The 26557-nt window shown below is 49.3% G+C and carries 29 protein-coding genes and 2 pseudogenes; 19 read left to right on the forward strand and 12 right to left on the reverse strand.

Features of this window, described 5'->3' with window-relative positions:
• Window positions 1–18: 18 nt before the first annotated feature.
• The 5 genes from IPL71_RS06920 to IPL71_RS06940 form a co-directional block, all read right to left on the reverse strand.
• Window positions 19–2349 (reverse strand): ATP-dependent helicase, encoded by a 2331-nt coding sequence (locus tag IPL71_RS06920; RefSeq protein WP_345320164.1) that lies wholly within the window; start codon window positions 2347–2349, stop codon window positions 19–21.
• 356 nt (window positions 2350–2705) lie between these two features.
• Window positions 2706–3116: an IS200/IS605 family transposase gene (gene tnpA / locus IPL71_RS06925; RefSeq protein WP_345320166.1), complete on the reverse strand. Its 411-nt coding sequence runs from the start codon at window positions 3114–3116 to the stop codon at window positions 2706–2708.
• A 47-nt stretch (window positions 3117–3163) separates the two neighbouring features.
• Window positions 3164–5242 (reverse strand): UvrD-helicase domain-containing protein, encoded by a 2079-nt coding sequence (locus IPL71_RS06930; protein ID WP_345320168.1) that lies wholly within the window; start codon window positions 5240–5242, stop codon window positions 3164–3166.
• A 96-nt stretch (window positions 5243–5338) separates the two neighbouring features.
• Window positions 5339–5692, reverse strand: a complete 354-nt coding sequence (locus IPL71_RS06935; RefSeq protein ID WP_345320170.1) for a dienelactone hydrolase family protein — start codon at window positions 5690–5692, stop codon at window positions 5339–5341.
• On the reverse strand, window positions 5647–6009 hold the full coding sequence (locus IPL71_RS06940) for a dienelactone hydrolase family protein (RefSeq protein WP_345320172.1): 363 nt from the start codon (window positions 6007–6009) through the stop codon (window positions 5647–5649). The genes IPL71_RS06935 and IPL71_RS06940 overlap by 46 nt, the downstream gene beginning before the upstream one ends.
• Before the next feature lie 143 nt (window positions 6010–6152).
• Here IPL71_RS06940 and IPL71_RS06945 point away from each other — a divergent pair, with 143 nt between their 5' ends.
• The 11 genes and pseudogenes from IPL71_RS06945 (at window position 6153) to IPL71_RS06995 (ending at window position 12483) form a co-directional block, all read left to right on the forward strand.
• Window positions 6153–6494 carry a hypothetical protein gene (locus IPL71_RS06945; RefSeq protein ID WP_345320174.1) on the forward strand — a complete coding sequence of 114 codons (342 nt, stop codon included), beginning with the start codon at window positions 6153–6155 and terminating at the stop codon, window positions 6492–6494.
• A gap of 360 nt (window positions 6495–6854) precedes the next feature.
• Window positions 6855–7310: a 50S ribosomal protein L21 gene (rplU, locus tag IPL71_RS06950; RefSeq protein WP_345320176.1), complete on the forward strand. Its 456-nt coding sequence runs from the start codon at window positions 6855–6857 to the stop codon at window positions 7308–7310.
• Window positions 7311–7322: 12 nt separating this feature from the next.
• The gene (rpmA, locus tag IPL71_RS06955) at window positions 7323–7583 is read left to right on the forward strand and encodes a 50S ribosomal protein L27 (RefSeq protein WP_345320178.1); all 261 of its coding nucleotides are present in this window, start codon (window positions 7323–7325) and stop codon (window positions 7581–7583) included.
• 1 nt (window position 7584) lies between these two features.
• Window positions 7585–7776: pseudogene (gene rpmE, locus IPL71_RS06960) on the forward strand (50S ribosomal protein L31); the annotation flags it as partial.
• Window positions 7756–8127, forward strand: a complete 372-nt coding sequence (locus tag IPL71_RS06965) for a DNA-directed RNA polymerase subunit alpha C-terminal domain-containing protein (protein WP_514130753.1) — start codon at window positions 7756–7758, stop codon at window positions 8125–8127. The pseudogene rpmE and the gene IPL71_RS06965, both read left to right, overlap by 21 nt.
• 143 nt (window positions 8128–8270) lie before the next feature.
• Entirely contained in the window at window positions 8271–8840 is a 570-nt protein-coding gene (locus tag IPL71_RS06970; RefSeq protein WP_345320180.1) for a thymidine kinase, read from the forward strand.
• Between the two features lie 35 nt (window positions 8841–8875).
• Window positions 8876–9307 (forward strand): phosphoribosyltransferase, encoded by a 432-nt coding sequence (locus tag IPL71_RS06975; protein WP_345320182.1) that lies wholly within the window; start codon window positions 8876–8878, stop codon window positions 9305–9307.
• A gap of 480 nt (window positions 9308–9787) precedes the next feature.
• The gene (locus IPL71_RS06980; protein WP_345320184.1) at window positions 9788–11137 is read left to right on the forward strand and encodes a tRNA nucleotidyltransferase/poly(A) polymerase-related protein; all 1350 of its coding nucleotides are present in this window, start codon (window positions 9788–9790) and stop codon (window positions 11135–11137) included.
• A gap of 17 nt (window positions 11138–11154) precedes the next feature.
• Complete coding sequence (locus IPL71_RS06985) at window positions 11155–11691, forward strand: ribonuclease H-like domain-containing protein (RefSeq protein ID WP_345320185.1); 537 nt, start codon at window positions 11155–11157, stop codon at window positions 11689–11691.
• A 103-nt stretch (window positions 11692–11794) separates the two neighbouring features.
• A complete protein-coding gene (locus IPL71_RS06990; protein WP_345320186.1) occupies window positions 11795–12256 on the forward strand; it encodes an alpha/beta fold hydrolase in 462 nt (153 codons plus the stop codon).
• A 5-nt stretch (window positions 12257–12261) separates the two neighbouring features.
• The gene (locus IPL71_RS06995; RefSeq protein WP_345320187.1) at window positions 12262–12483 is read left to right on the forward strand and encodes an alpha/beta fold hydrolase; all 222 of its coding nucleotides are present in this window, start codon (window positions 12262–12264) and stop codon (window positions 12481–12483) included.
• Window positions 12484–12596: 113 nt separating this feature from the next.
• On the opposite strand, the gene IPL71_RS07000 is transcribed toward IPL71_RS06995, so the two are convergent.
• Entirely contained in the window at window positions 12597–13031 is a 435-nt protein-coding gene (locus tag IPL71_RS07000) for a response regulator (protein WP_345320189.1), read from the reverse strand.
• Between the two features lie 182 nt (window positions 13032–13213).
• Here IPL71_RS07000 and ppdK point away from each other — a divergent pair, with 182 nt between their 5' ends.
• Window positions 13214–16045 (forward strand): pyruvate, phosphate dikinase, encoded by a 2832-nt coding sequence (gene ppdK / locus IPL71_RS07005; protein ID WP_345320191.1) that lies wholly within the window; start codon window positions 13214–13216, stop codon window positions 16043–16045.
• Between the two features lie 107 nt (window positions 16046–16152).
• Complete coding sequence (locus IPL71_RS07010) at window positions 16153–17244, forward strand: hypothetical protein (RefSeq protein WP_345320192.1); 1092 nt, start codon at window positions 16153–16155, stop codon at window positions 17242–17244.
• Window positions 17245–17246: 2 nt separating this feature from the next.
• Here the strand turns inward: IPL71_RS07010 and hemW are convergent, their stop codons facing one another.
• Window positions 17247–18512, reverse strand: a complete 1266-nt coding sequence (hemW, locus tag IPL71_RS07015) for a radical SAM family heme chaperone HemW (RefSeq protein ID WP_345320194.1) — start codon at window positions 18510–18512, stop codon at window positions 17247–17249.
• A gap of 356 nt (window positions 18513–18868) precedes the next feature.
• Here hemW and speD point away from each other — a divergent pair, with 356 nt between their 5' ends.
• Together speD and speE are read left to right on the forward strand one after the other, a co-directional pair.
• Window positions 18869–19252 (forward strand): adenosylmethionine decarboxylase, encoded by a 384-nt coding sequence (speD, locus tag IPL71_RS07020; RefSeq protein ID WP_345320196.1) that lies wholly within the window; start codon window positions 18869–18871, stop codon window positions 19250–19252.
• 8 nt (window positions 19253–19260) lie between these two features.
• On the forward strand, window positions 19261–20088 hold the full coding sequence (gene speE / locus IPL71_RS07025) for a polyamine aminopropyltransferase (protein WP_345320198.1): 828 nt from the start codon (window positions 19261–19263) through the stop codon (window positions 20086–20088).
• 50 nt (window positions 20089–20138) lie between these two features.
• On the opposite strand, the pseudogene IPL71_RS07035 reads toward speE, so the two are convergent.
• Window positions 20139–20542: pseudogene (locus tag IPL71_RS07035) on the reverse strand (winged helix-turn-helix transcriptional regulator).
• 105 nt (window positions 20543–20647) lie between these two features.
• Here IPL71_RS07035 and IPL71_RS07040 point away from each other — a divergent pair.
• Together IPL71_RS07040 and IPL71_RS07045 are read left to right on the forward strand one after the other, a co-directional pair.
• Window positions 20648–20968 carry a putative quinol monooxygenase gene (locus IPL71_RS07040; RefSeq protein ID WP_345320552.1) on the forward strand — a complete coding sequence of 107 codons (321 nt, stop codon included), beginning with the start codon at window positions 20648–20650 and terminating at the stop codon, window positions 20966–20968.
• A gap of 112 nt (window positions 20969–21080) precedes the next feature.
• Window positions 21081–21518 (forward strand): ester cyclase, encoded by a 438-nt coding sequence (locus IPL71_RS07045; RefSeq protein WP_345320204.1) that lies wholly within the window; start codon window positions 21081–21083, stop codon window positions 21516–21518.
• A 63-nt stretch (window positions 21519–21581) separates the two neighbouring features.
• On the opposite strand, the gene IPL71_RS07050 is transcribed toward IPL71_RS07045, so the two are convergent.
• From IPL71_RS07050 to pdhA, 4 genes are all read right to left on the reverse strand, one after another.
• On the reverse strand, window positions 21582–22277 hold the full coding sequence (locus IPL71_RS07050; RefSeq protein WP_345320554.1) for a 2-oxo acid dehydrogenase subunit E2: 696 nt from the start codon (window positions 22275–22277) through the stop codon (window positions 21582–21584).
• A gap of 15 nt (window positions 22278–22292) precedes the next feature.
• Entirely contained in the window at window positions 22293–22817 is a 525-nt protein-coding gene (locus IPL71_RS07055) for a biotin/lipoyl-containing protein (protein WP_345320206.1), read from the reverse strand.
• Window positions 22817–23791: an alpha-ketoacid dehydrogenase subunit beta gene (locus IPL71_RS07060; RefSeq protein ID WP_345320208.1), complete on the reverse strand. Its 975-nt coding sequence runs from the start codon at window positions 23789–23791 to the stop codon at window positions 22817–22819. The genes IPL71_RS07055 and IPL71_RS07060 overlap by 1 nt, the downstream gene beginning before the upstream one ends.
• A gap of 78 nt (window positions 23792–23869) precedes the next feature.
• Complete coding sequence (gene pdhA / locus IPL71_RS07065; protein WP_345320210.1) at window positions 23870–24823, reverse strand: pyruvate dehydrogenase (acetyl-transferring) E1 component subunit alpha; 954 nt, start codon at window positions 24821–24823, stop codon at window positions 23870–23872.
• A gap of 343 nt (window positions 24824–25166) precedes the next feature.
• On the opposite strand from pdhA, the gene IPL71_RS07070 reads away from it, so the two are divergent.
• Window positions 25167–25343 carry a hypothetical protein gene (locus tag IPL71_RS07070; protein ID WP_345320212.1) on the forward strand — a complete coding sequence of 59 codons (177 nt, stop codon included), beginning with the start codon at window positions 25167–25169 and terminating at the stop codon, window positions 25341–25343.
• 71 nt (window positions 25344–25414) lie between these two features.
• Window positions 25415–26554 carry a HEAT repeat domain-containing protein gene (locus IPL71_RS07075; protein ID WP_345320214.1) on the forward strand — a complete coding sequence of 380 codons (1140 nt, stop codon included), beginning with the start codon at window positions 25415–25417 and terminating at the stop codon, window positions 26552–26554.
• Window positions 26555–26557 lie beyond the last annotated feature (3 nt).

Below are 26557 nucleotides of genomic sequence, written 5' to 3' on the forward strand. Positions count from 1 at the left end.
CTGTTACTTTACCTGCTTTCATCCTTGTCCCTCCCACCATCCCATCAACTCACTCAACGCCAGACTCGGCGTTGCATCACCCTGACGGCCTGAATTCCAGGTCACGATCAAATCTTTTTTCGCGCGCGTGATGCCCACATACAACAAGCGCAGACGTTCCTTCACATAGCCCAGCCGTGATTGCAGAGTCGCTGTGCCTTCTTCGTAGGCGTCATATTCACTCGTTGACTCGAGTGCGGTCAACTGTGCAAGCGCCTCGGCTTCGAGATTTAATCGCGCGTTGGCTGAGTGTGTCGAAGTCCGCACGAACCATTTTTCAGAAATAAAATTATCATTCGGCATATTCGATGGGAAGTCATAATTATTGACCGACATCATATACACGCGGTCCCACTCCATGCCCTTCGCCTTGTGCATCGTCGTCACCACCACCTTGCCGCGATGCCGGTCAGGGTCAAAGCCCGAATCATCCGACGAGAAACCGATGAAGCGCCGCTCGTTCTTGGCGATCACCGCCAGCTCAGAAGTCAACTCCGGCAGGCGCCAGTCCGCGTGATCGTTAGACGCAGTCCGCAGCACCAGCGCCAGTTTATGCGCCAGCGCCAGATCAGGCGCCGCGCTGAAAACATCCTGTGCCAGCGTCAACACCAATTGATCAATTGGAAGTGTGACCGACTGCAGCCATCTCTGGACATTGACTCGAAATTCTCTCAACTCTTCGATGACTTCAAACGCTTCGCTCTCACCGATAGCTGACAGCCAGTCATCGGCCTGACTCGGCGCGATGAATTTTTCCACATGAACCAAACGCCGTAAAAGATCGGCAACGGTTTTCATTAACTCAGGATCGCCTCCCCCACTCCCCGCTTCCTGATCACCTGATGCCTGCCCTCTCCAATCCCTTCTAAAAACTTCATACGCCTTCGACAACTTCCGTGCTGACTGTGGGTCTGCCAGATATGACAATAAATGATTCAACGATCCCGCCGCCGCCCGCGTGCTCTGCGTGGACGAGATCAACTCGATGGCTTCCACTCCGCGTTTGCGCAGTGAGTCAACCACTTCCACGCCGCGTTGATTGCGCGGGACAAGGATCGCGATGGTTGGCTTTTCTTCATGCAGCGCATCAGCGAACGTATCTAAATATCCTTTCACTGATTTCACCACCGCTTCCAATTCTTCTTCAGGTGTGAACTTTTTGCTGATGAACTTAATCCCTTCAGAATTATCCGGCGGATTAACAGGTTCATAGCCCGCAGGCACCGGTTCAATGTGGGGGAGTGATAGTGCAGTGCGTACGTTCGGATCAGGGTGTGATGTCATCACCCAATCGATCAAATGATTCGCCAGCGCGATCACCGCCGGCTGTGACCTGCCCGACTCGGGCATATCTGCATTGGGATTGCTTTTTATAAAATCACGCAATAGGTCAGGGTCAGCGGTTGTGAACGTTTCAAAGATGGCCTGATTTGGGTCGCCGACTCTTACCCATCCTGAGCGAAGCGACGAGCGATCTTCGAGGAGCGTAGTCGAAGGGCCGCCGCTTAACAAAGACAAAATCTCCTGCTGCGTTCGGCTTGAATCCTGTGCTTCATCTTCTAAAATAAATGGATAACGAAAACGCAAACGCTCCAGATATTCTTCGTCGTTCTGGAGCAAGGTCAACGCCAAACGGATCAAATCGTCAAAGTCTACGGCGCCGCGATAGGCGAGAGCACGTTGATAGTCTGCATAGATGCTCCAGCCGAGTTCAGCGAGCGGCAACGGGGCGAAAGATGCGTCTAGTTTGAGTCGCAGGCGATCGGGAGTCAAGAGGCGGTCTTTCGCAGAGCGGATAAATGCCAGGGCCAGAGAGTCCACCAAATTGGGCAGCTGCTGACGTCGTATCCAATCCCGTTTGGAAGTATCCAGCGCGGGGTCGAGGTAGTCATCCAGAAAATCAGGATGCGCCGCCAGCCAGGCATTCACCGACTCACGGCGGATGAATTCCGCTTCGCGTTCATCAATGATGCTGAATTGCGCTTCAAGCCCCACGCTCGCCGGTTTCTCGCGGACGATGTCATGCGCGAGGCCGTGCAAGGTGCGCACACGATATTTATAAAGCGCCTGAATGGGATTCTCGAAAAAACGTTTGATGCGCGCTTCGAAATTATCCACCGCCGAATTAACCAGCGTGACGATGAGCACTTCCTGCCCGTCCTGCAATTGATTGTCACGGATGATCTGCGCCGCAAGCGCCGAGAGAATATGCGTCTTGCCGGCACCGGGCACAGCGGCAATACCAAGCCGCCCGCCATTGTAGCGGAGGATGTTTTGTTGGGAGGGTCGGGGGTTGAAGGTGATTGTCATTTGGTTTCAGGTGTCAGTAATTTTCTGTTTCGATAAATTGATTTTACTCTGTGTATCTGCTATCAGGCGGCAACGCCGCCTTCGTAGGCGTAGCACGGACGTTAACGTCCGTGTGGTGAATGAGCGTGATAAATTCAATGGACAGGATTCGTTTTCAGGTGAGGTGTTTTGCTCTTTGATATTTTCCTGTTTCGATGGATTGATTCTACCCGTTGAACCCGCACGGTGATAAATCACCGTGCTATTCATACAAAGCCCGCTACCGCGGACTAGGCGGCAGCGCCGCCTTCGCAGGCGTAGCACGGACGTTAACGTCCGTGCGGATAATGTCAACCAATACCAAACATCTGCGCAATCTACATTTCATCCATTCGTTCCATCTCTGCGATCAACGTCCGATCCGCGTGATGTTGTTTTTGATTCTGAATATATCGTATCACTGCTGAAAGATTTTTCTCTCCAAAAGAAAGTACCCCATATTCTTCCTGCCAGTAAAATTCAAAATCGGGTTTGAGGACATGATTTACAAAATGCGAGCTGTTCCCTTTTACCTCCCCAATAAATGTTGCCGGAGCAATTTTAGGTGGAATGGATACAGCAAGATGAACATGGTCTTCGACTCCGCCAATGGCATGGACAAATCCTTCCATGTCTTGTGCTTTGGCGGTGATGGCTCGATATATTTCCGGTTCAATTACCAGATCAATAAATGGCTGACGATCTTTTGTGCTCCAAATAAAATGATAGTAGAGTTTGAAATAGGGCATAAATTTCTTTCATTGTAAAAACAACAATAAACCTTTCTGGATCAGGCTCATTCGTACTCCTGATATTGCATCACTTTTTGGAATGCTCTTAATAATGAGCCGCGCTGCTCAAAACCGGTTTCGCTTAGATCGGCCAGCGCGAGGAATATTTTTTCACGGCAGCGGCTTAAGAGTCCGCTGGTTAAGCGGGCGAGTGATTCAGTCTCAGCGTTGACTTCATCGGTATCCATCCACATGCGGCCGGCCTCCCAATGACGTGACAAAACGTAAGGCTGAGTCAACGGCTGCAAGAGGCGTTGCACCCATCCGCTGGAACCGGGGTCAAGCCAGAACTGGATTGTGGCGGGACGGTTCATCATTAAGAAAGTGTGCGCCGGTGTGATCAGCACAGTCTCTTTGTTTTCACTGCGCCACGATTCCAAATATTGAGCGGCGATCACGCCATCTTCCAGCATGGTGATGTATTCGCGCCCCAGATCAAAGCCGGCCTGATTGGCAATATCCAACGCGTTGCGGAATTTCTTGATCGATTCGATCAAACTCGCCGCAATGCGGACAGAGTCCATGTTGTGGTGGAATCCATATCCGGGTTGTGAGAGCACTTCGCCGAAAAGTTTTCGCAGGAAATAATCAAATGGCTGCTGCGCTGCTTCACGATAATCATTCAACCAGTTACGCAGGGTTGTATATTTTTCACCGAGCAGGTAAGTGATGCGTTCCTGCATTTCAGGTTTGATCTCTTCAAAAGGCGAAAGCCGAAGATCACGCTGACGATAGACTACCTCGGTCAATAATTGTGCGCGGATCAGGTCTGTATCCAGCGCGAACATCAGGGCGTGAGTCATGTCAAATTTTGAAGGCTGCGCATCCCATTGCGGATGTGCCAGCGCGGAAAGTGTGAGCAATGTTTTACTGGCCGGCTCATCACGCAATGACCGTGACGGACGATGCGAACGCCACGGAACGCCTGCCTGTTCCAAACGATTTGTGATCGAGAAACGCAGCGCGTCAGAAAGGAAGGGCGCGAGCACCACGATCTCGGATGGGGGAATGCCGTCATCTTCGATCAGTGACTTGATCCTCGCCACGATCTTGTCCAGCATTTCAGGGTAATACCGCGCCAGAATAAATTCCATTGCTTCATTTGGATTTGTATCTTCAGGTTCGTGATGCGTAATGGCAGAGACCAACTTATCAGAAAGCTGGATGATATTTTCAGTGGAGACGAAACTCTCTGTGAACTCGACTCGCTCATCGCAATACTCGCTCAGGGCGTAACCGGTAACTGCATCGCCTCCGAGGAAGTAGCGATACCCCGCTTCAGTGTCGTAGATCAGCAGGGCAGAGTCAAAGTCCGCGAGCCATTCGTGCATCAGATCGTGCGAGCGTGCCCCGTCTTCTTCCACGTTGTCGTAGATCAGATGGCGGTACGTACGCTTAAGATAATCCTGCACCGGCGCTTGCGGCCAGAGGATATTGGTGAATATCTCGTGTTGAAGAGAGAAATCAAGCAGGTTGTGATCAAGACAATATTCACGGAAGAGAGTCGCGCAATCCTGCGCATCCTGATAAATGCGGCGTTGAACAGGGTCGCCAAACCAGGCGGTATCCATGCGTGAGCCGATCTCTGTATATGGAAAACCGACGACTGCGGCCTTGTTTAGGTTATCGAGAACCTGGGAATATAAACGGTTGCGGTCAATGGTCAGTGATTGGAAGTATCCCTGATCCAATAATGGCCGCACCAGATGCGCCATGTAATATTGCGCGGTTTCAAGTGTGAGAAATACTGGCGGCTGATCTGGATTCTTAAATCCTGCCGCTTCGGCGGCGATCGGCCAGAACAGGTCGCACAGGCGTTGGGCAAGGGCGCCGATCGTGGCGGATGTTACTTCGCCGCCCGCCTGCCGTTCGGGACTGTAGAGCAGTTCGAGATACGGCTCCTGCATTGTCCGCTGGGGGGTGAGCATGAGGATCGTATCCGCTGGCACACCTTGCGCAAGCAGATAACGCATCCTTTCCACGCCGACAGTTGTTTTGCCCGTGCCGGCGCGGCCTGAGACGAAGAGTCGAATGTTGAGGGGAGATTCAATGACTTGACGCTGAAGCAGGCTGAAGTTATGCATGAAGCGAGGGTAAAGGATGCATGAAGTTTTGTCAATAAGAAGACCGTTGACGGGGGAGGGCATCCATCGTCAACGGTCAATTGTTTATCGTCTGAATTAGTTTAAATTCTTTGCAAAGAATTTCTTCGCCCGTTCCCACGCATCTTTTGAGGCTTCGGGAATATAAACATTCGGGTCGCTGTCGCGGAAGAAGGCGTGACCTGAATTTGGATACATGATAATTTCATGCTCCACGCCTACATCATCCAGCAGTTTGTCAAACTCATCAACAGTGCCGGCTGGGATTGAAACATCGGCATCACCGAAAAATCCAAGCTCCGGCGCTTTAAGATTTGTGCGCAGTTGATCGAAGATGGTTTGCATGCCGCCACCATAAAATGTGCAGATGGCATCCACCGGCCGGCTCATACCGAGGGTGAGTGACATGCGTCCGCCAAAACAGAAGCCCACACTGCCGATCTTTCCATTGCAATCGGGGTGAGCCTTGAGCGCGTCAAAAGAGATTCCAGATCAAGGTGTGCATTGGGAGCGTATTTTTGCACGAGCTTCATCGCAGTATCACCATCGCCAAGTTGTGCGAGTTCGCCGTGATAAAGATCGGGCGCAAACGCCAGATAGCCTTCCTGTGCAAAACGATCGGCGATGGATTCAGTTTGCGCATCGAGTCCCCACCACTCCTGAATGACGATCACAGCAGGGAAGGGGCCGTTTCCTGTAGGCTTTGCGAGATGTCCGTTTACAGAACCAAGTTGAACCAATTCGCTCATGAGATATTCTCCTTGTAATTAAGATGACTCAGAATATACGAGATGACCGGGTTTGTCAATAAGGTTGTTTTTAGAATCGAAGTATTGTATAGTTGGCCTAAATTTGCAGTCAAACAACCCTACTTTGTAACAGGAGATTTCCCATGCCCGTACCGATCAAAGCCACAGCCAAAGCCGGCGCCATGCCCGCCAAAGCCACATCCTTCGTTAAATTTTCAGACAAGCTCACAGGTTCGATCAATGACATCACCAAGATCATTGAGCAGAACAAAGAGATGATCGACTCGATTCAGGAAATCGCCATCGAGCTGACCAGCTCCATCGGCTCACTTCACACACTCACCGTTAAGTATGCCCGTACCGCGAATCAAATTTTGGATGTGCTGCTTCCATTCTCAGAAATTTGCCCATCATCCCCAAAAATGTCATGCAGTTGCTCGTCAACCTTGAAGCCACAACTCAGAAGATCATTGACAATGAAGTAGCCACTGCCAAAACCATCACAGATGTCCGCTCGGGTCTCAACACCGGCGACGTGAACAAGATCAGAGGCCACGCCGACCAGCTCAAGACTGTGACGAAGACCCTCACAGCCATGCTTCCGAAATAGAATCTGCGCTTCTTTCTTAATCTGCGGCCTGAGAAGTCCCCTTTGACCTCTCGGGCCGCTTCAATATTTTCCTGCCACCCCAAAAAAGCCCCTGAAGTTGGAGCAAAAATTCGTTGACAGGTCTACCGTCCCGCATGTATAATACCGTCCGCTAAATAACCCAGCTTCCCCGTGACTAGGCGTAGAGTGTAAGTTCTCCGCAGAGTACGCGGCGAAGTGATGACTGGAGAAAATAATGAGAATTGCAATCGTTGAAAGTGGCGGCAAGCAGTATCGTGTCGTCGAAGGTTCCACCATTGATGTGGATCGCCTCGCCTTTGAAGTAGGTAAAACGTTTGATTTCGAACGCGTCATGCTCATGACTGACGGAGATGAAACAATGGTTGGCACTCCCACCGTGGATGGCATTACCGTCTCCGCCACCGTGGTTGACCATGTAAAAGGCCCCAAGGTTATCTCTTTCAAATATCGCCCCAAGAAACGCATCCGTGTGAAGGGTGGCCATCGCCATTTCTACACCCGTTTGATGATCGATTTCATTGGCAAGGCCGGTGAAGAGCGCAAGGTTGAGGCAAAGCAGGAAGTTGTCGCCGAAGTTGAAACTGTGGCGTCAGAAGAACCCAAGGTCGAGAAGCAGAAGAAGGCTTCCACCAAGAAACCCGCAGCAGCCAAAAAGACTGATAAGAAGTAAAGTGAGGTAGAAATGGCACATAAAACAGGTGGCGGATCAACCCGCAACGGTCGCGACAGTAACTCCCAGCGTTTGGGTGTAAAACGTTACGCCGGTCAATTTGTCCTTTCTGGCAATATTCTTGTTCGCCAACGCGGCACCAAGATCAAGCCAGGTCTTAATGTATTAGTTGGTAAAGACGATACTTTGTTCGCGATCGCGGACGGTGTTGTTATGTTCGATGTAGTGCATGGACGCAAGCGCGTAAATATCGTCCCTGCTGAGGTAGAGTAACATGCAAGCTGAAATTCATCCTGTAGCTTACGAAGCCAAGGTCACTTGCGCTTCCTGCGGTACCACATGGGTAACCACATCCACCAAGAAAGAATTGCGCATTGACGTGTGCTCCAATTGTCATCCGTTCTTCACTGGTGAATCGGCCCGCATTATGGACATCGAAGGTCAGGTGGATCGCTTCTACAAGAAGCTCTCTGCCCGCCAGACTTATGTCGAACAGCAGAAATCCAAGGAAGAAGCTTCAAACTCTCCTGATCGCTCCATTGATGATCTTGAGCTTTCTCCTCGTGCAACCGATGCCCTCAAGAAAGCTGGTATCTTGAGCATTGGACAGATCCTCGCCAAACTTGGCGAAGGCAATGCCGCCATGCTGGAGATCGCTGGTTTTGGTCAGTCTTCCCTGACTGCAGCCAAGAAGAAACTCCGCTTGCTGGGTTTTGAAGTTCCCGAAGTTCCCGATGCCCCCAAGCCTCCCAAGGCCCCTAAAGCAGCCGCGGAACCCGCAGCCGCTGACGCTCCTGAAGCCGAAGCAGGCGAGTAGGATTTCCTTCAAGACTTTGCCCACAGGGCTTTGTCAGGTAAAGATTTCTCAGGTAAACTAGACAGGCAGATGCGCAAGCGTCTGCCTGTTTTTCATAATCCCAATACAACCCTTTCCAGGTGAGGGAGAGGGGGAGAGTTTGAATGAAACATATACACGGTTCCATTGAAGTTGTTTGCGGCTCCATGTTCAGCGGTAAGACAGATGAACTCATTCGTCGTCTGGTGCGCGCAACCATTGCAAAACAAAAAGTTCAGGTATTCAAACCCGCCATTGATATCCGCTATGCAGTGGAGAAAGTGGCATCGCACACAGGCTCAACTTTTGATGCCATCCCGGTCGAAAAGGCCGCAGAGATTCGCTCCAGACTGGATAAAGACACAACAGTAGTGGGAATTGACGAAGCCCAGTTTTTTGATGCCGAAGTTGTGATCGTTGCCCGGGAACTGGCAGCGCGCGGTGTGCGCGTACTTGTCGCCGGGCTTGATACAGATTTTCGCGGCGAACCTTTTGGTTCAATGCCGATCCTCATGTCTGAAGCGGAAGATGTCGCGAAACTTCATGCGATCTGCATGGTGTGCGGAGAAGATGCTTCCCGCACGCAGCGTTTGGTAAATGGAAAGCCAGCCCGTTATGATGACCCCGTCGTGATCGTCGGCGCATCTGAATTGTACGAAGCCCGTTGCAGACAACATCACGAAGTCCCGCGTTAGTTGAAGTGCGCATTAAAACCAAGGAACTAAAACAAATGCAAAGATACCAGGATGTGCTCGCTGAAATTTTAATTGATACCGAAACCCTGCAAGCACGTGTCAAAGAGTTGGGAGCCCAGATCAGCGCGGATTATCCCGAAGGTGAATTGTTGCTCATCTGCATCCTGCGCGGAGGCGTTCCCTTCATGGTCGACCTCAGCCGGCACATCACCACACCACACATGATGGATTTCATGGCCGTCTCATCCTATGGTGTAGGCGCGCGCACATCCACTGGTTCAGCACGTGTCACTCTCGACCTGCAAACTGACATCCGCGACAAGAATGTGCTCCTGATCGAAGATATCGTAGATAGCGGACATACCATCGCATCGGTATTAAGCATGCTCGAAACACGTCAGCCAAGAACGCTCAGAGTCTGCACACTGTTGGATAAACCCGAGCGCCGCGAAGCGCGTCCCCCATAAATTATCTTGGTTTTACCATTCCAAATAAATTTGTCTTTGGGTACGGCCTAGACCTTGATGAGTATTATCGTAATTTACCTTTTGTTGGCGTCGTTGATCTAAATAAATATAAACCATCCGCTTGATTTTATTTTTATAGGGGCTTGCAATGACCGATGATCCTAATCAACTTCATTCGCCATACGCAGGACGCTGGGTGGCTCTTGTGCGTGGGAGGGTGGTGGCACAAGGCGGCACACCCGAACAAGCCCTGCGTGCCTCACAGCACAGCCGCCACAAAGAAAAACCAGAGATAAAATTTATGCCCGCATCTTTTACGCTTCACCCTTTAATTGAAAAAATAGCCGACGCTCTGCCCGCTGACCAGGAGATTTATCTCGTCGGCGGCGCGGTGCGTGACCTGTTACTTTCCCCGCATCTCACCCGACCTGGATTTTGCTCTGCCTTCGAATGGCATTTCCACCGCTCGAAAAGTTGCCAATGCGCTCAACGCAGACTTTTGCCCTCGATGAAGAACGCGATACAGGCCGTGTCATTGTCACAGAGGAAGATGGCACACGTATCTTCCTTGATTTCGCAGTCTACCGCGGACCAGAGTTTCCTGCCAAACCAACGCACACTCTGGAAGAAGATCTGCGCGCCCGCGATTTCACCATCAATGCCATCGCTTATAACCTGCGCGACGAGACTATCATTGACCCATTGGAAGGCGGAAAGGATATTCACGCCAAACTTATCCGCGCCTGCTCGCCGACCGCATTATCAGATGACCCCGTCCGCATTTTGCGTGCCATTCGCTTGGCCGCCGCATTAGGCTTTCGAATTGATAAAGATACACGCGAGTTGATGAAACAATCCGCCGACCAATTTGAGCGGGTTTCGCCAGAACGTCAGCGTGATGAAATCTTTAAGATTCTTAAAGGCCCAAAACCTGATGCCGCCATACGTGCCCTTGAAATGCTCGGCGTACTTAAGAACCTGATGCCTGAATTGCTTGCCATGAAAGATATAGCACAGTCCGAACCACATGTATACGATGTCTGGACGCATACACTGGCCGTACTCGACCATCTCGATCAGATCATCACCGCCTTGCGCGTTGGGTACGATGCCGAAAAAACCAACGACATGTTTACCGGCCTGCTTGGTTTACAGCTTGGGCGTTATCGCGAACAGATTGCAAAACATTTTGCACAGCCGCTCAACATTGACCGTTCCCTGCGTTCATTGCTTTTCTTTGCCGCCCTATATCATGATGTCAGCAAACCAGAGACCAAGACAGTTGAAGAATCAGGGCGTATTCGTTTCTTTGGTCATGAGGCCAAAGGTGCTGATGTTGCCGTGCATCGTGCGCGCGCCTTTAACTTAAGCAATGACGAGATCAACCGATTGCATATAGTCATTGCAAATCATATGCGGGTTCATTCCTTCGTTGACCGTCTGGTAAACGAAAAACATGAACCTTCACGCAAAGCCATTTATCGTTTCTTCCGTGATAGCGGGGCAGGCGGGGTGGATCTTGTTTTATTAGGCCTCGCAGATTTGCGCGGCATATATGCCCACTCACTCACAATAGAAGTATGGAACGCTTACCTTGCTATAGCCCGCATCCTGCTTGAGAACTATTGGGAACGGCCGGAAGAAGTCATCGCTCCACCGCGTCTTATTGATGGGCATGAGTTAATGAAAGAATTAAGCCTCAAACCCGGCCCGGTGATCGGGCAGGTTTTGGAAGCCATTCGCGAAGAGCAGGCCGCGGGCAATGTCCACTCTCGTGAAGATGCAATTGCCTGTGCGCACGAATGGATCAAAGTGAACCCTGTTTTATAAGTAAACAAGAGGTAAGAATGAATTATGTATTCTTTGATCTGGAATCGCAAAACCTGTTTCAAGATGTTGGCGGTCGTGAGAACATAGAAAAATTGCTGGTCGCATGCGCCATCACCTGGTCAACGCAGACCAACGAATTTTCAGTCTATTGGGAAAAGGATATTCTCGCATTGATCCAGGAGTTGAAGTCTGCTACCAAAGTGATTGGATTTAACCTGCGCGGATTTGACTACCAGGTGCTCCAGCTTTATGCGCCTGAAATGCGTTTCGCATCTCTCCCGACCCTTGACCTGCTTCTCGATCTTCAAAAGATTCTAGGCTTTAGCATCAGCCTCGACTCGATCGCCAGCGCCAGTCTCGGTGCGACCAAAACGGCTGATGGTATACAGTCTGTGGAATGGTTTCGTGCAGGAGAATTGGACAAAGTAGCTGAATACTGCAAAGCAGATGTGGACATCACTCGCCGCGTATTTGAATTTGGCCGTGACAATGGTTATATTTTCTATAAATCGAAGTTGGGCAGTAAATTAAAAGTAGAGGTCAAATGGAAGTGAATGGTCTGACGAAACAACGTTCGTTTCTTACAAGGGGCCAATTAAAGATCTGGCATAATTTAACACTGGCAAGTTTGGAAAAGGGACCCGCTTGTGTTGATTCATGGATTTCCCTTGGATCATACTTGCTGGGATAAAGTTGCATCCCTTTTGGAATCCGAGTTTAGATCATCATCCCGGATTTGCGGGATTTGGCCAATCTTTCAGTTTGGAAACGCCATACACTGTTTCCGATATGGCAGATGACCTGGCGGGTTTGTTGGATTCTTTGGAAATTGAAAAAACTGTGATTGCCGGTCATTCAATGGGTGGGTATGTGGCTTTGGCTTTTGCGAAGAAATATCCACAGCGGGTGAGCGGGCTGGGATTGATTTCCTCGCAGGCCGTTGCAGATGCGCCTGATCGTAAGGAAGGACGTTATAAGACTGCGGCTGAGGTTGCCGAAAAAGGCACTGTGGTTGTTGCTGGTGCAATGACCCCGAAATTATCGGCCGATGTGAATGTGCAGTCTATAGTGCGCGCTGTGATTGAGAAACAAACTAACTCGGGCGTGATCGGCGGTTGAAGGCAATGGCTGAACGGGAAGATTCATGCTCCCTTCTTTCCGGCTTTACTTTTCCCCTTTTGCTTGTTCATGGCGATGCTGATCTATTGATCCCGATTGAACGCGCAAGGGAAATTAAAGCCGCGCTGCCGTTTGCAAAATTAGTGGAGTTGCCGGGGGCGGGGCACACGCCGATGATGGAGTTTCCGGAAGCCACGGCAGATGGATTAAGATTTTTTGCCGGGTAGTTTTTTTGGGATGAAAATTTATGGAAAAATAAAATTCCCGTTACACACTCTGTTGAGGTGACGGGAATTTTTATTGAAATAGGAACAGGCAGCGGCGGAGTTTGATCCGCTTGTCAGTGGATCAGGATGCGGTGTGGGTATTGCTTGTGGTTCTGGCTTTTCCTTCGGTTTAACATTGTCAACTGAATCGATTTGCCGAACCATTTTTTTATGTGCGCGACCAGGACGCTGCTGGGTACCGGTTTGACAAGAAAATCATCTGCGCCTGCGTCTAAAACACTGGCTACCATGCTTGGGTCGTTGATCGCGGAAAGGATGAAAATGGGGACGTTGCTAAATGCGCGAAGTGCCTTGCAAACCTGCCAGCCATCCAGATCGGGCATCATTAAATCCAAAAGGACTACATTGGGTTTATTTTCTTTTACAAATTTAACGCCTTCCATACCGCTATTGCATGTGTATACATCAAAACCATGAGTCTTAAGCAACATGCTCATTAATTCGGTAATCGCAAGATCGTCATCAATCACTAGAACTTTAGTACACATTTTTTTTGTTTCCATGCTGTATTATCACTTATTAGTACATAAAAGTACTTTGCAATGAGTTTACAGATTGAAGTCCTGAAAGGAAGTGATGTTTGTCAGTTGTAAAGTAGACCGTTTTTGGTAAAATATTTCACAATCAAAGTCGTGAAATTAAAAAATCTAATCCTTGTAGGAGGTTCAAAATGACTAAGTGGGTTTATCTCTTTAATGAAGTGAAAGAGGCTGAAAAGATTTCTGGTGGTTCCTGGGATGCTGTAAAGGCTCTCGTAGGCGGGAAGGGATCGGGGTTGTTGGATATGACGCGCGCAGGTGTACCTGTTCCGCCGTTTTTCACAGTGACAACCGAAGCCTGTAATGCGTATCAGAAAGCGGGGAAGTTCCCAGCAGGTTTGTGGGATCAGGAATTAAAAGCATTAAAAGCAGTTGAAAAGCAAACAGGCAAGAAATTTGGTGATCCCAAGAATCCCCTGTTGGTTTCCTGCCGCTCTGGTGCGAAATTCTCCATGCCCGGTATGATGGACACAGTGTTGAACCTTGGTTTGACCGATGTGACTGCCGCTGGAATGGTCAAGTTGACCGGCAATGCACGCTTCGTGTATGACTCATATCGCCGTTTGGTTGAGATGTTCGGCTCGGTGGTGTTGGGAATTCCCGATGAATCGTTTGAGCAACCTCTCCATGAATACAAGCATGAAAAGGGTTATAAGCTTGACACCGAAATGACCGCCGAAGATTGGGCCCAAATGGTTGAGGCATTCAAGGCTGTGATTCGAAAAGAGAAGGGCTTTGATTTCCCGCAGGATCCGTACAAGCAATTGGAATTGGCAACTGAAGCCGTGTTCAAATCATGGAACGGCAAGCGCGCCATTGACTATCGCAATGCCACCGGCATTTCCCATGCATTGGGAACAGCGGTAAACATTCAGACCATGGCTTTTGGTAACATGGGCGAAGACTCTGCAACGGGCGTGGCTTTCAGCCGCAACCCATCCACTGGTGACAAGAAGATGATGGGTGAGTTCCTGTTCAATGCTCAGGGTGAAGATGTGGTTGCAGGTATCCGCAATACCAGCCAGATCGAGACCCTTCAAGAACGCATGCCCAAGGCCTATGCTGAATTCATGAAAATTGCTGCGCGCCTTGAAAAACATTACAAGGATATGCAGGACGTTGAATTCACGATTGAGCGCGGCAAGTTGTGGATGCTCCAGACCCGTAACGGCAAGCGCACTGCCCAGGCCACCGTCAAAATGGCTGTGGATATGGCGCTTGAAGGGTTGATCTCAAAAGACGAAGCTGTGGAACGTGTGACCCCTGAAAACGTGGACACACTTTTGCACCCGCAATTCGATAACGAAGCCAAGAAAAATGCCGAGAAAGAAGGCAAGCTGATTGCCAAGGGTGTGAACGCTTCCCCAGGCGCGGCTGTTGGTCAGATCTATTTTGATGCCGATATGGCTGAGAAGATGGCAAAAGAAGGCAAACAGGACACCATCATGGTGCGCCCGTTCACCAAGCCTGATGATGTCCACGGTATGATCGCCTCCAAGGGCGTGTTGACCAGTGAAGGCGGCGCCACATCCCATGCGGCAGTGGTGGCTCGTCAGTTCGGTATCCCATGCGTAGTGGGCGCTTCTGCGATCAAGATCGATCTTGACAAGCGCATCATGAATGTTGGCGATATCGTTGTGAAGGAAGGCGAGTGGATTTCCGTTGACGGTACCACTGGCTTGATCTATGTTGGCAAAATTCCCGTATCGATCCCCTCGATCGAAGATCAGGTTGAATTGATGACCCTGCTCAAGTGGGCAGATGAAATTTGTTCCCGCAAGAATATCCGCTCTGCCACAGATGGCGGACCGACACGCGGTTTGCAAGTGTGGGCAAATGCAGATTATCCGAAGGATGCCCAGCGCGCACGTTCATACGGCGCGGTAGGTATCGGCCTTTGCCGTACCGAGCACATGTTCTTTGAACCCGAGCGCCTACCCATTGTTCAGGAAATGATCCTCGCTGATTCTTCCGAAGGACGTACCTCCGCTTTGAACAAGCTGCTGCCCAGTCAGCGCAAGGATTTCGACGGTCTCTTTGAAGCGATGGACGGTTACCCCGTTATCATCCGCTTGATCGACCCACCTTTGCATGAGTTCATGCCCGATGAAGAAAAACTTCTCGAAGAAGTTGTGACCATGCGCGTCAAAGGTGAGAGCGTTGGTTTGAAAGCCAAGGAAGATCTGCTTGAGTCCGTCAAGGGTATGCACGAATCCAACCCGATGATGGGTCTGCGTGGTGTTCGTTTGAGCATTGTCATGCCTGAGATCGTGGAAATGCAAGTCCGCGCTATCTTTGAAGCCGCCGCTGACTGCACCTTGCGCGGAATTGTTGTGAAGCCCGAAGTTATGATCCCGCTCACCGGTACCGTCAAGGAATTGGACTGGATCCAGCCCCGCCTTGAGCGCATCGCCGCCGCAGTCATGGGTGAGAAGAAGATCAAATTCGAGTACAAGTTCGGCTCCATGATCGAAATCCCGCGCGCAGCGATCACCGCTGCCGACGTGGCCCGCGATGCCGAATTCTTCTCCTTTGGTACCAACGATCTGACCCAGATGACCTACGGCTATTCCCGTGATGATGCCGAGCGCAACTTCCTCATCACCTATCAGGAACAGGGCATTCTTTTGAAGAACCCCTTCCAAACCATTGACCGCCACGGTGTAGGCACCCTCATGCAGTGGGCCATCTCCGAAGGCCGCAAGACCCGTCCCAACCTTGAAGTGGGTATCTGTGGTGAGCACGGCGGCGACCCTGACTCCATCGAATGGTGTCACATGATCGGTAATAACTACGTTTCCTGTTCGCCCTTCCGCGTGCCGATCGCTCGTCTGGCCGCAGCTCATGCAGCACTCAAACATCGCCCGGTTATTGCGAAGAAACCGGCAGCCAAGAAGACAGTTGCTAAAAAAGCTGTTGTGAAAAAGGCTGTAAAGAAAGTTGCGAAAAAGAAATCCAAATAAATAGTCTTGAAGCGTCCCCGGCGAACCCGGGGACGCTTTTTTATCCCTCCAATGGCATCTTGAATAGTACAGAATAGGATAGGATAATCCGGTAAAAGGAGATCACTATGATTAAAAATAAAAGTCTATATATTTTCTTTATGATTCTTATTGCAGCCATACTTGCTTGTAATGCGCCATCAAGTGTGCCGACTGCACAGCCGGAAATTTTATCAACCGAAACCAATATTGCAACTTCTGCACCCGTTGCAGATATACCCACAGGTACACCTACTGTTGTAGTGGTTCATACTCAAATACCGTCTGAGGCTGCCGGAGGCGGTCCGCTGGTTTACGATGTGGAATCTTCAGGAACTGCGCCGGAAAAGCGCGCGCCCTATGGTGATTCGTATGACATCAATCGCATGGAACGGCCTTTTTTACAGGATATGACCTATGTCTCAGATCTTGATATTGTGACCTATTCAGTGATTCAGGATGATGTTTGGTTTTATGTTTCTGTAAAACTGATCGGCAACGACCCAAATAATTCCCTCGGCATTAATTATGGCGTTGAGCTTGATACCGATCACGATGGTTTTGGCGATTATATTATTTGGGCACAACCCGCTTATACATCCACGTGGGATACGGCAAACGTAAAAATATTCGCAGATAAAAACCATAACACTGCCGGTCTTTCCAGTGATAAATCTGATGCGCCGCTAAATGCGGATGGCTATGAAACACAAATATTTAATGGCGGCATAGGAGATGCTGACCCGGATATGGCCTGGGTACGCTCGAACGCAGGAACTGATGTAACCATTCAATTCGCGTTTAAAAAATCATGGTCTGGCACAGTGTTCATGCTGGGAGTTATTGCAGATGCGGGTTTGAAAGATGTTACCCGATTGGACTACGTCGATCGTTTTACTGAGGTGGAAGCCGGGTCACCGGTAAAGGATAAGAAAAATTACCCACTCAAAGCACTCTTTGCAGTGGATAATACATGTCAGGAAGCGTTTGGTTTCAAGCCGCAGGGATACGAATCCAAGTTATGCCCGCGAATTGTGCCAACGCCCGGGCCGGGAAATCCCAAAACATGTGTAGAACCCGGGCAATACAACGACGCCTCCAGTTGTCAGGCTGCAGGGTGTGCATGGAAACAGAACTCAGGCGTTGTTATTGCAGTTTTTTATTACTGCACTTACCCGTAAATTTATACAAACCGTATAAAGACTTGATTTCCCAATAGTCTTCCGCGTTTGGTAAGCCTGTAAACATCCGAGTCGATCTTTGACTCGGATGTCTTCTTTTCCAGCAGACCATTCCCGATCAATTCTTCCAATTCCTTTGGATAGACATCCAAAAGCCCGCTTCCGAATCTTAATCTGAAGTCTGATTCTGCAACCCCGGCATTCGTTAGTCTGAGATTATTCAGCATGTACTCGGACATATCGTCTTTCAATGTCTGTTTGTGTTGGTTGACAGTGGCGGGGGAGAGAGGAAAGGGCAGAAGGCTGGAGGCAGAAGGCAGAGATAATCGCTCAATATATGTTTTGATTCTTAATGCATTGGAGTAGCGATAGCCATTGGCGTATCCATGTGCGCCTGCGCCGAAGGCGAGATAGGGGAGGGAGTGCCAGTATTGGAGGTTATGCTGACAAACGAAGGATGAATTATGAATTATGAAGGCTGAATTTTTGGCAGAAGTTTCATCCTTCATAATTCCGCCTTCATCCTTGTTATTTTTTGCCCAGTTTGATATTTCATAATGTACATACCCGTTTGCTTCTAAAAACTCTTCGGCGTATTCGTACATTTCGGCGGCGAGGTCGGGATCGGGGAGGGGGAGCAGACCTTTCGATGACCAACGCCCGAAGGGAGTGCCGTGTTCGAGAGTGAGTGCGTAGGCAGAGATGTGTTCGGGGTGCAGGTCAACGATGCGTTGGAGGGTGGTCTGCCATGAGGCGAGAGTTTGCTCGGGGAGGCCGTAAATGAGGTCGAGGTTGAGATTGTCGAAGCCTGCTTTTCGGGCAGTGGATACGGCTTCGATGACGGTGAAGAAATCGTGGATGCGTTCGAGCATGCGCAGTTCTTCGGTGTTGGCAGATTGCACACCGAAGCTGATGCGGTTGATGCCTGCTTTGCGGATTGCATTTAATTTTTCGGGTGAGATCGTGCCTGGGTTGGCTTCAATGCTGATCTCCGCGTCAGCGGTAAATGTAAAGGCGGAACGTAATGCTTTTAGTATGGAATCAAATTGCGGCGCGGAAAGAAGCGATGGCGTCCCTCCTCCGAAGAAAACGGTATGGATGTTCATCTGCCCGGCGCGATGTCCAACAAATTCGATCTCATTGATTAAAGATTTTACATAAGCGGGAATCGAATCTTCCTGACCGGCGTAGGTGTTGAAGTCGCAGTAGGCGCAGCGGTGTTTGCAGAAGGGAATGTGGAGGTAGATGGAGGTGTTAGGGTTTGTCATGGCGGGGGAGTTCAATCATAAGGGCAAGTGGGTCAGACAACAAGAGCCAGATGCTTTTTTTATTATCATTTTTAGCTGTTTTCAAATCGTGTATCGAAAAGCCAAATGAATAATGATTAAGACCTGTAAACGGTGTGTGATGATGATTTTGATTTCAATGGAGTGCTGTGGTAATAAATATTCACTGGCAAAAAGATTGACACTCTACTGAGGCATAGTATAAATACTTTTACATAGAGTCTGTTTGGAAACCGTTTCACACGTTACACAGGGAAAACATCCTGCGGATCGTTTTGAAATGAAAAGATGATGTTTCCGAACGGGTTCTTTCATTTTTTAATACCCTGGAGGTGTTAGTGAACGCGACTTTGAAATTGGGAGAGCATTTTATTTTTGATCTCTCCGACTGCAACCATGAGATTCTCATGGATAGCGAGCGAGCTTATTCGCTGTTTGCGCAGGCTGTGCATGAAAGCGGCCTGACGGTTGTGGATGAGGGCTTTTACAAGTTTAGCCCGCATGGCTTTACCTGTTTTTTGCTTCTCGCAGAGTCGCATGCAAGTTTGCATGCATGGCCTGAACATAATTACTGCGCGATCGATCTCTTTACATGTGCCATCGGAAAGGATATGATGCCTTTATTAATGCGCATCAAGCAGGCCTTTGGCGCGGACGATTTTTCGATGCGTAAACTTGACCGTGAAGCGTCGGTTGAAACAGCAATGCCGATCGCAATATAGGAATTTGAATGAGCATTTGGTTTACAGAAGAATTACATCCATACTATCGCAAGGGAATTCGAATTAAGAAGATCCTTGCAGACGAACAAACTCAGTTTCAACATTTACAGATCGTTGAAACTGAGTTTTTCGGCAAAGCCATGATCCTTGATGGAATTATCCAACTCACCGAGCGTGACAATATTGGCTATCACGAAATGATCGTGCATGTGCCCATGCTGGCTGTTGGAAAACCGAAGAGAGTCTTGATCGTGGGCGGCGGTGACGGCGGTTCTTTGCAGCAAGTTTTGCGATATCCCTCCGTCGAAGAGGCCGTCGTCTGTGAGTTGGATCAGTGTGTTGTTGATCTTTCACGCGAGCACTTCGCATCTTTCGGCGACCCTTGGGCTGATCCACGTGCCACATTATTAGTCCGCGATGCTTTTGGTTTTCTCGAAGAAAACCCTGGTCAATTTGATGTCATCATCTCAGACACGACTGACCCGATTGGCATGGCAGAGCGTTTATTCTCTGACGAATTTTACAAGCTCATGGTGCGCGCGTTGACTCCCGGTGGAGCCGCTGCCACGCAATGTGAACAGCCTTTCTTTGATACTGATCTGATCAAGCAGATCTACAAATCCGCCAAAACGCTGACGAAGAATCCTGCGTATTACTATGCCAATATCCCTACATACCCCGGCGGAGGAATTGGCTTTATGTACGTTTCCGATACACCGTGGGAAAATGGCCTGAAAACTCCATTGCCGCCCGGGGTAAATAATTATATTAATCCTGAAGTCCACCAGGCGGCGTTCGCGTTGCCCGAGTTTTTCAGACGGGAACTATACGGATAAATAAAAACTTCGAGTTCATTACGAACTCGAAGTTTTTATTTATCAAAAAATTATCGTGTTTCTGTCAGTATCAGCGCGTAGGGGTCTTCGCGCACTTCATAGGTTTCTCTGGCTTTTTGCACGGCTTCTGCATTTTTCTCAGCCCACGCGCCAAGCATGGATATGGGTTCCATTAACTCTTTTCCAATGGGGGTGAGGGTGTATTCCACCATTGGCGGGACAACGGGATATACCTTGCGGTTGACAATTCCATTTTGTTCAAGTTTACGCAGAGTTTGTGCGAGCATTTTTTAGAGATGCCGCCGATCTCGCGCAGCATGCGGTTGTGACGGTTGATGCCACGTGCGATGGAGACGAGCACCAGTGTGGCCCATTTATCGGCGATGATCTCAAGGGTCTGCCGTGAGGGGCACATTTCGTTTAATACATTGGGCGGGTATTTTTGTGTTTGCATGGTTACCTTTGGGTACCCTGGTTACTAAAAAGTGCGTTCTATGAGGAAAGCCTGACTACGAATAAGATGGGATTATATCTGAATAACGGAGTTGAGCACATGCACATGCGGGTCGTATCTATGCAAATTAAACAGGAACTGGTGGAGGGGTTCAAGTCTGCTTCCATGGCCGGGATCGAGAAGCTGCTAAACGAACCGGGTGTGGTCAGCACGGCATTGCTGCAGCAGGTGAATTTTCCATCTCACTTTTTCTTTATCGAAGTGTACACGAGTCTTGATGCCTACAATGAACATTTGATATCTGAATGTTATTTGGATTGGCAGAAGCAGATTGGGCTGTTGCTTGATGAGGCGGCGGTTTCTATGGAGTATGTGCCAATCTATCCGCCGGAGGATGCCTGGGTTCATGAACCAGCTCAAAGTTAGGAAAGATGCGCGTTGGTAGTCAGGGAAAGGGAGCCGTGCAAGAAATGTCCGCTTGGTGCAGGTTCCCAAATCCCTTAATTTTTTAATACAAATCAAAAAAGGAGAGAACAAAATGGAACAGAAGGAAGTTGCTTTAAGTGTGTCGAAGGCCATTCTTAATGGAGAATGGGATAAGTTGAATGGGATCCTGGCCGATGATTTTACCTATACCGGCGACGGGATGCATTTTAATAAACAGCAATATATTGATTTCATGAAAGGTATGAAGTCTGCCTTTAGTAATATGAACATGGAATTTACCCATGTCATTAGTGAGGGTGATATGGTCAGCATTCGTTTTATTACCACCAGCAAACACACCGGTAATTTTATGGGCGCGGCTGCCACCGGCAAGAATCTTGAAATTGGCGGTAACTTCATTCGCAAGATCAAAGGCGATAAGGTAATGCAGGAATGGCAGACCACGGACCTGCTTGGCACGATGAGTCAGATGGGTGTTGGTACTTTGCTGGGTTATGCCATTTTTGGGGTGTGGCTTAAGAAGAAGTAAAGAAGAGATTTCTAAAATCTTGAATAAAAAACTCCGAAGTCATTTGACTTCGGAGTTTTGATTTTACACCAACATTCTGACGGGATTTTCGAGGAAGCCTGCCAGTGCTTGCATGAACTGTGCGGCTTCGGCTCCGTCGCTGACTCGATGATCTACGGAGATGGTGGCTTTCATTCTCCAGCCTGCTTTGATCTGACCGTCTTCGACCACAGGAATTTCTCTGGCAGAACTGATCGCTAAAATTCCAGCTTCAGGCGGGTTGACGATGGCGATGAATTCTTCGACATCGTACATGCCCAAATTGGAAGTGGAGAAGGTGGAACCATCCACATCTTCGGGTTTGACCTTGCCATCGCGGGCGCGGCCTGCCATGGCTTTGACTTCGCCCGAGATCTGGCGCAATGATTTCTGATCGGTGTCTTTGACGACCACGGTCATCAATCCGCCGGGAACGGTGACTGCCACGCCAACATTGACATGTCCGAACTGAATGATGTCGGTGCCTTTGAGAGTGGCATTCAAATTGGGGAATTGACGTAATGACAACGCCACGCCTTTGAGAATAAAATCATTGACTGATACTTTTTCGTTATCAGGCAAATATGCATTGACCTGCTTACGCATGTCCATCAACGCATCCATTTTGAATTCGCGCGTTACATAGAAGTGGGGGATGGTGGTCTTGGATTCGACGAGGCGGCGTCCGATTGCCTGGCGTAATTTTGTTGTAGCAATAACCTTGTCGTCATGCGAGACGATGACCGGGGAAGATGATCACTCGACAGTTTGACCTGCTGACTTTTGACGGCTGCCCGCCCGAAAGCGCGGCTTCAATATCCTTGCGGACAATCGTCCTCCAGGGCCGGTGCCTTGCACGTTAGACAAGTCCACTTTTTGGTCACGCGCAATTTTCTTCGCGAGGGGCGAAGCCTTAACGGAACCAGCATCCAGTGGAGCAGATGTTTGGGCAACAGAATCAACTGTCGGTTGAGTCTGAGGCGCAGGTTTTTCATCCACAACTTTTTTACTGTCCACTGTCAACTGTCCACTGACAACTTCACCCGCCGCACCCACGATCGCAATCGCAGCATTCACAGGAACCATCGTGCCTTGATCGACGATGAGTTGCAGGACAACGCCGCTCGCGGAAGATTCAACTTCAACGGTGGCTTTGTCGGTTTCAATTTCAGCGAGCACGTCGCCTTTGTTGATGGTCTCGCCGACTTGTTTCACCCAACGGACGAGCAAACCCTCGGCCATATCAAAGCCGAGCTTGGGCATGGAAATTGTTTCAGCCATTATTTCAAAACCTCCTTGACCGCAGCCGTAATGTCAGCCACCTGCGGGAGCGCGGCTTGTTCGAGCGTGCGGTTGTAGGGGAGCGGTACTTCTTTTTGCGCCACGCGGATGATGGGCGCGTCGACGTAATCAAATGCTTCTTCGTAAATGCGGCTGACGATCTCGGAGCCGACGCCGTAGGATTTCCATCCTTCTTCAACGACGACCGCGCGATTTGTTTTCTTGAACGACTCGATGATGGGTTCCATATCGAGCGGGCGCAAAGTGCGAAGGTCAACGACTTCAACATCGATGCCTTCTTTTGCAAGTTCTTCAGCAGCCTTCATCGAAAGCTCAAGACCTTTGCAATAGGTGACGATGGTCACATCTTTGCCAGCGCGCTGTACTTTGGATTTACCAATTGGAATGGTGTACTCGCCCTCAGGCACTTCGCCGCGGACTTGATACATAGTGGCATGTTCGATGAAAAGAACCGGATCATTCGACCTGATCGCTGATTTCAAAAGACCCTTGGCATCTTCCGGCGTTCCAGGGCTGACGACTTTCAACCCGGGGAAATGTGCGAAAATGGCGTCGGGAGTCTGCGAGTGCGTTGCACCTAACTGACGTCCGCCGCCGCCGACAGCACGAATGACCATCGGCAAAGTGAACTGTCCGCCAAACATATAGTGAAGTTTGGGAGCCTGATTGACAATGTAATCCATTGCAGAGAAACCAAAGTTGATGGTCATGAGTTCTGCAATCGGGCGTTGACCCACCATTGCCGCGCCAATTGCGCCGCCGATGATGGCATTTTCCGCGATGGGTGTATCTTTGACACGTGCCGCGCCGTATTTATCGAAAAAGCCTTTGGTTACGGCATACGTGCCGCCCCAAACGCCGACCTCTTCACCCATGATAAATACCTTGGGGTCGCGGTCCATTTCTTCCATAAGAGCTTGCGAGATTGCCTCGCGCATTGTGATTTTAGCCATGTGTATCCTCGTGTTATCCGATATCCTGATTCGATAGCGGTTGACCACGGTCTGTCGTTCATTATCCAGTTTGTCTAATCAGCGTAAATATCCGTGTACAACTCTTCCATCGCAGGTTCCGGGACTTGCCTCGGCGAATTCAACAGCCTTTGCAACTTCCTCTTCCACGCGTGCTTCGATTTCATCCAAAGCCTTGCGGGTCGCGATCTTCTTATCAAGCAATTGCTTGTTGAAAATACCGATCGGGTCGTTCTCCTGCCATTTCTTTACTTCATCTGCTTTGCGATAACGTTCAGGGTCGCCCATGGAATGTCCACGGAAACGATAGGTATCAATTTCAAGCAGGTAAGGCTGGCTTTCCTTGCGGATGAAGTCCAGCGCTTCTTTTGAAGCTTCGTAGACTTTCATCACGTCCATGCCATCCACCTGACCGTTCTTCATACCATAGCCTTCGGCCTTCTGGCGGATCTCGGTCACAGCGGAAGCACGTTCCACGGTAGTGCCCATGCCATACTGATTATTTTCGCAAACCCACAATACACGCAAATTCCAGGTCTTGGCAATATTTAAGGCTTCATGGAAATAACCGATGTTGGTCGCGCCGTCACCAAACATACAAATGGTGATGTTATCGTTGCCAGCGTACTGGTCACCGATCGCAAAACCCGAAGCGATGGGTAGATGACCGCCGACGATGGCATGTCCGCCCCACATATTTTTGGAAGTATCGGCCATGTGCATTGAGCCGCCCTTACCTTTGGACATGCCCGTGGCTTTCCCGAGTAATTCCGCCATTACTTCATTGGCTGAAATGCCGCAGTTCAACGCCACGCCATGGTCACGATATGCAGTAATCACACGATCACGCGGCTCACGGGCCGCGATCAAACCAGTCGAAACAGCTTCCTGCCCGATATACAGGTGCATAAAACCACCGATCTTGCCCTGTTGGTACAGTTCTGCACCGCGTTCTTCCAGGCGGCGGATCAGCACCATTTGATAATACAAATCTATCTGTTGTTCTTTCTTCATTATATGGAAACTCCAATAAGATGTATGGCGCACGCCTCAAAGGCGCAGCGTAATTAATTTGATTCTTAGGAAAACAACACCAAAAACCTGCCGGCGTTGTGATTCATGTAAACCGAATCGGGGATTATATCAGAGAAAATTTCTCCTAATTCTTAATTTGATAGCAATTGAAAGTTATCAACCAGATACCGCTTTCTTTTTATTATCTTATCAATCAAGTTCTCTCCCCACAGTGGACTATTCCCAGTGGTTATACATCCCCAGTTGGCGGATGTAGCTGGAGGATGTATATCATAAGATAAACCAGAATTTAACAAAATCTAATTATCACTAGGAGAAAAACATGAATCTGAAACTCACCCCACCCAAGGAAATTACTTTCTGGATCGCTGTCGCTTTAGGTTTGCTTGCATTATTCAGTGAACTCGGTACCTTTACCCTGCTTCCAATCGCAGCTTTTTGGCTTTTGTTCATCGGCTTTGCTTTGCTGGTGGTCGCTCTTTTGGTCAAAGGTCTCTAATCTTCATCACTGACGAATTATTACCTCTCTGCGGAAACGCGGGGAGGTTCTTTTTAAGTTACAATAAAAATATGAATTGGCTCACTGGCAGTCCACAAGGCGAAGCAAAAAAACTTGTATCTCAACTTGCAGATTTGACCAGGCGGGACGTCGCCGCCAGAGAGTTGATTAAACTGGGCGCAGATGCCGTGCCGCCATTGATCGATGCGCTTCAGACTCAAGACTTGAACCTGATTCTGCTCTATCAGCAGATTCTCGCCCGAATATCCTCTGCCACCCCCTTGCTGACAAAAGCTCTTGCGACCGCACATCCCATCACCCGTGGACGTGTGGTTGAGGTGTTTGGCATTAGTAAAGACAGGTCTGCCATTCCCGCCTTATTGGACGCACTGAAGGGTGAGTACTTTACCGTCCGTTCGCGTGCTGCGTTGGCATTGGCAAAATTTGAAGACAGACAAGCTATTCCAGCACTGTTGCCCCTCCTCAAAGACAGGGAAGATGAAGTCCGCAGTGCGGCTTGTGTTGCAATTGCCAGTTTTCGTGATCCTGCCACCTTTGACGATATTACAAATATTCTATTGGATGATCCGATGATCGAAGTTCGTCAGTCCGCGGCGCGCGCATTGGGCGAGACAAAACATCCCGCCGCGATGCCCTTCCTGATGGAAGCCCTGCATGATTCATCCTGGTGGTTTGAGCGTGAAGAAGCCGCTGAAGACCTGTTGAAAGCCATCGAAAAAATGGGACCAGTAGTTGTTGACCCATTGATTAAAGCACTTGGCGATAAAGAAGGGACAGTCCGCAAGTATGCGGCGATCCTGCTTGGCAGAATGGCTGATCCGCGTGCCATCGAAGAACTGGGTATGACACTATATGACTTGCATAACGAAGTGGGCAAAGCCGCCGCAGATGCGCTTGCCAAATTTGGCGCGCCAACTGTGGATATTTTTATTGAAGCCCTGAGTCACCCTGAAGCAGAGATCCGCGAAAATTCAGTGGCGGCGTTAAGTAAAATTCAAGATGCGCGGGTGATCCCTGCTTTGATCGAAATGCTTCGTGATACTGCAAGAAACGTTCAACTGCAAGCCTTGCAGGCAATCAGTAAATTGCGTGATCCTCGCGCAATTCCAACGTTACAGGAAATTGTCTCAAATCGCGCAGACAGGGAAATGGCAGCGTTGGCGAAACAAATTATTGAATCAATGAAGTGATTT

The sequence above is a fragment of the Candidatus Villigracilis proximus genome (genome assembly GCF_016717045.1).
Classification (GTDB): domain Bacteria; phylum Chloroflexota; class Anaerolineae; order Anaerolineales; family Villigracilaceae; genus Villigracilis; species Villigracilis proximus.